Here is a 2,763-nt window from a genome sequence, read left to right as displayed (position 1 = left end):
GGGTAACCCATGTGGCCACCGGCACCCGGCGCGCACGGGGGGGGACCCGGTCGCCCAGTCGTGGGTGCGGTACGCCGCGTGGTGTACCGCACCCACGGTCGTTCGGGTCAGTGCCAGGGGCGGTGGCCCGGGCCGGTGGGGTGGGTGCCGGTGACGCTCGTGACGAGGGAGTACAGGGTGGTCTCGGCCGCGATGAAGAGGCGGTTGCGTTTGGGGCCGCCCCAGGCGATGTTGGCGACGGGTTCGGGGATGTTGAGGCGTCCGATGAGGGTGCCGTCCGGGTCGTAGCAGTGCACGCCGTCGGCCATGGCCGCGGCCCAGAGGCGGCCGTCGGCGTCGAAGCGGAGGTTGTCGTAGCGGCCGGGGCCGTCGGGCGGGAGCTCCGCGAAGACGTCGCCCTTGCCGAGGGTGCCGTCGCCGTGGACGTCGTAGACGCGGATGCGTCCGGCGCGTGTGTCGGAGACGAACAGGCGTGACTCGTCGGCGGAGAACACGAGGCCGTTCGGGGCTTCGAGGTCGTCGGCGGCCAGGCGGACCTCGCCGGTTCGCGGGTCGAGGCGGTAGACGTTGCAGGCGCCGATCTCGCTCTCGGCGCGGTGGCCCTCGTAGTCGCTGGTGATGCCGAAGTCCGGGTCGGAGAACCAGACCGTCCCGTCGGAGCGGACCGCGGCGTCGTTGGGGCTGTTGAAGCGCCTGCCCTCCCAGCGGTCGGCCAGGACCGTGACGGTGCCGTCGTGCTCGGTGCGGGTGACGCGGCGGTTGCCCTGCTCGCAGCTGACCAATCGGCCCTGGCGGTCGAGGGTGTTGCCGTTGGTGTGGCCTGCGGGCGACCGGAACTCACCGACGGCGCCGGTGACTTCGTCCCAGCGCAGCATGCGGTCGTTGGGTATGTCGCTCCAGATCAGCTGCCGCCACGCGGGGACGTAGATCGGTCCCTCGGCCCAGCGGCATCCGGTGTGGATCACCTCGAGGGCGGCGTCGCCGAACATGCAGCGGCCGGTGCGGAACCGGTCGTCGAGGGCCTCGTACAAAGGGCGTTCGATTGCCACGGGGGTCTCCCAGTCGTCTCGAACTTCATTCGACGGGAGAGAAGTATTGCAGGATGGTGTTCGGTAAAGGCAAGCTCCTACCGAAGGGCAGGTGGTTCCGTGGACCGTGTCGACCGCAGACTCGTGGAGTTGCTCCAGCAGGACGCCGCGCAGTCCTACAGCGCGCTCGGCCAGGCCGTGGGCCTGTCGACTGGGGCGACGCACGAACGGGTGCGCAAGCTGCGCGAGCGCGGCGTCATCCGGCGTACGACGGTGGAGGTGGACCCGGCGGCCGTCGGGGGCGGCATCCTGTCGTTCGTCCTGGTCCGGTCGACCTCGTGGATGGGCGACTCGGCGGAACTCTTCGCCGCGCACCCGGAGATCCAGGAGGCCCACATCATCGCGGGCAGCGCCTCGGTGCTCGTGAAGGTCCGCACCGCCACGACGGAGCAACTCCAGGACGTCCTGCGGCGGTTGTACGAGATCGAGGGCGTCGGCAGCACCGAGGCGATCGTCGTGCTGCAGACCTTCTTCGAACGGCCGGTCGCGCCGAGGGAGCCTGACCCGGGGATCGACTAGTCGCGCCCGGACGGTACTTCAGCGAGGGACGGGGACGACGCCGGCGGCGGATGCCCGCCCGGAGCGTGTGGCCCCGGGCGGACATCCGCCGCCGGTCGTCCCGCGTCAGCCCCACAACTGCGCGGGGGCCTTGCGGCAGGTCAGACGTTCACGCCGTGCGCGGCGAGGTAGGCGTCCGGGTTGATGTCGGAGCCGTAGTCCGGGCCGGTGCGGACCTCGAAGTGGAGGTGCGGGCCGGTCACGTTGCCGGTCGCGCCCGACAGGCCGATCTGCTGGCCGGTGGTGACGTGCTGGCCGACCGAGACCGAGATCGAGGACAGGTGGCCGTACTGGGTGTACTTGCCGTCCGGGTGCTTGATGACGACGTTGTTGCCGTACGCGCCGCCCCAGCCGGCCTCGACGATGACGCCGGAGGTGACGGCGTGCACCGAGGTGCCCGTCGCGGCGGCGAAGTCGTCACCGGTGTGGCCGTGCGACCACAGCGAGCCCTGGTTGCCGTAGTTGTGGTGCGCGGCACCGGGGACCGGGCGGACGTAGCCGGACGCGGACGCCGTCTCGGACGCGCCCGAGGTGTCGGCCTTCGTGCTGCTCTTCGCCGGGGCGGCCTTGGCGGTGGCCGCCGAGGTGTCGGCCTTGGGAGCCGGCGCCGGCTTGGCGTCCTCGGTCTGCTTGGCGGGGGCCTGCTGCGTCGGGGCCGGGGCCACGACCGTGGTGCCGAGCGCGAGCTTCTGACCCGGGAAGATCAGGTTCGGGTTGCCGCCGACGACCGAGCGGTTCAGGTCGTACAGCTTCTCCCAGCCGCCGCTGATGCCGTGCGACTTGGCGATCTTGAACAGCGTGTCGCCGACGACGACCGTGTACGCCGCCTTGGTCTCGACCTTGGGGGCCTCGGCCTTCGGCGCGGGCGCCTCGGTCTTCGGGGCCTCGGTCTTCGGCGCCCAGGTCTTCACCTCGGCCTTGGGGGCCTCGACGACCTTGGCCTGCGGCGCGGCCGGCTTGGCCTCCGCCTTCGGCGCGGCGGCCTTGACGGCGGAGCCGGTGTCGACCTGCGGCGCGGCGCCGCCCTTGGTCAGGCCCGCCTTGATGGAGCACACCGGCCAGGCGCCGGGGCCCTGGCTGGCGAGCACCTTCTCGGCGATCGCGATCTGCTGGCCCT

At 71.7% G+C, this 2,763-nt stretch carries 3 protein-coding genes; 1 reads left to right on the top strand and 2 read right to left on the bottom strand.

The window, feature by feature from the left end; translation table 11 throughout:
• Positions 1-107 precede the first annotated feature (107 nt).
• On the bottom strand, positions 108-1,049 hold the full coding sequence (locus QI554_RS22750) for an SMP-30/gluconolactonase/LRE family protein (RefSeq protein ID WP_281472044.1): 942 nt from the start codon (positions 1,047-1,049) through the stop codon (positions 108-110).
• 99 nt (positions 1,050-1,148) lie between these two features.
• On the opposite strand from QI554_RS22750, the gene QI554_RS22745 reads away from it, so the two are divergent.
• Complete coding sequence (locus QI554_RS22745) at positions 1,149-1,607, top strand: Lrp/AsnC family transcriptional regulator (RefSeq protein ID WP_281472043.1); 459 nt, start codon at positions 1,149-1,151, stop codon at positions 1,605-1,607.
• A 140-nt stretch (positions 1,608-1,747) separates the two neighbouring features.
• Here the strand turns inward: QI554_RS22745 and QI554_RS22740 are convergent.
• Positions 1,748-2,763, bottom strand: a 1,016-nt coding sequence (locus tag QI554_RS22740; protein ID WP_281472042.1) for a peptidoglycan DD-metalloendopeptidase family protein, incomplete at its 5' end; no start/stop codon positions are given.

The organism is Yinghuangia seranimata (assembly GCF_029953285.1).
Taxonomy (GTDB): Bacteria; Actinomycetota; Actinomycetes; order Streptomycetales; family Streptomycetaceae; genus Yinghuangia; species Yinghuangia seranimata.
Note: the sequence above shows the minus strand (reverse complement) of the source record. Positions and strands in the feature narration are given on the sequence as shown.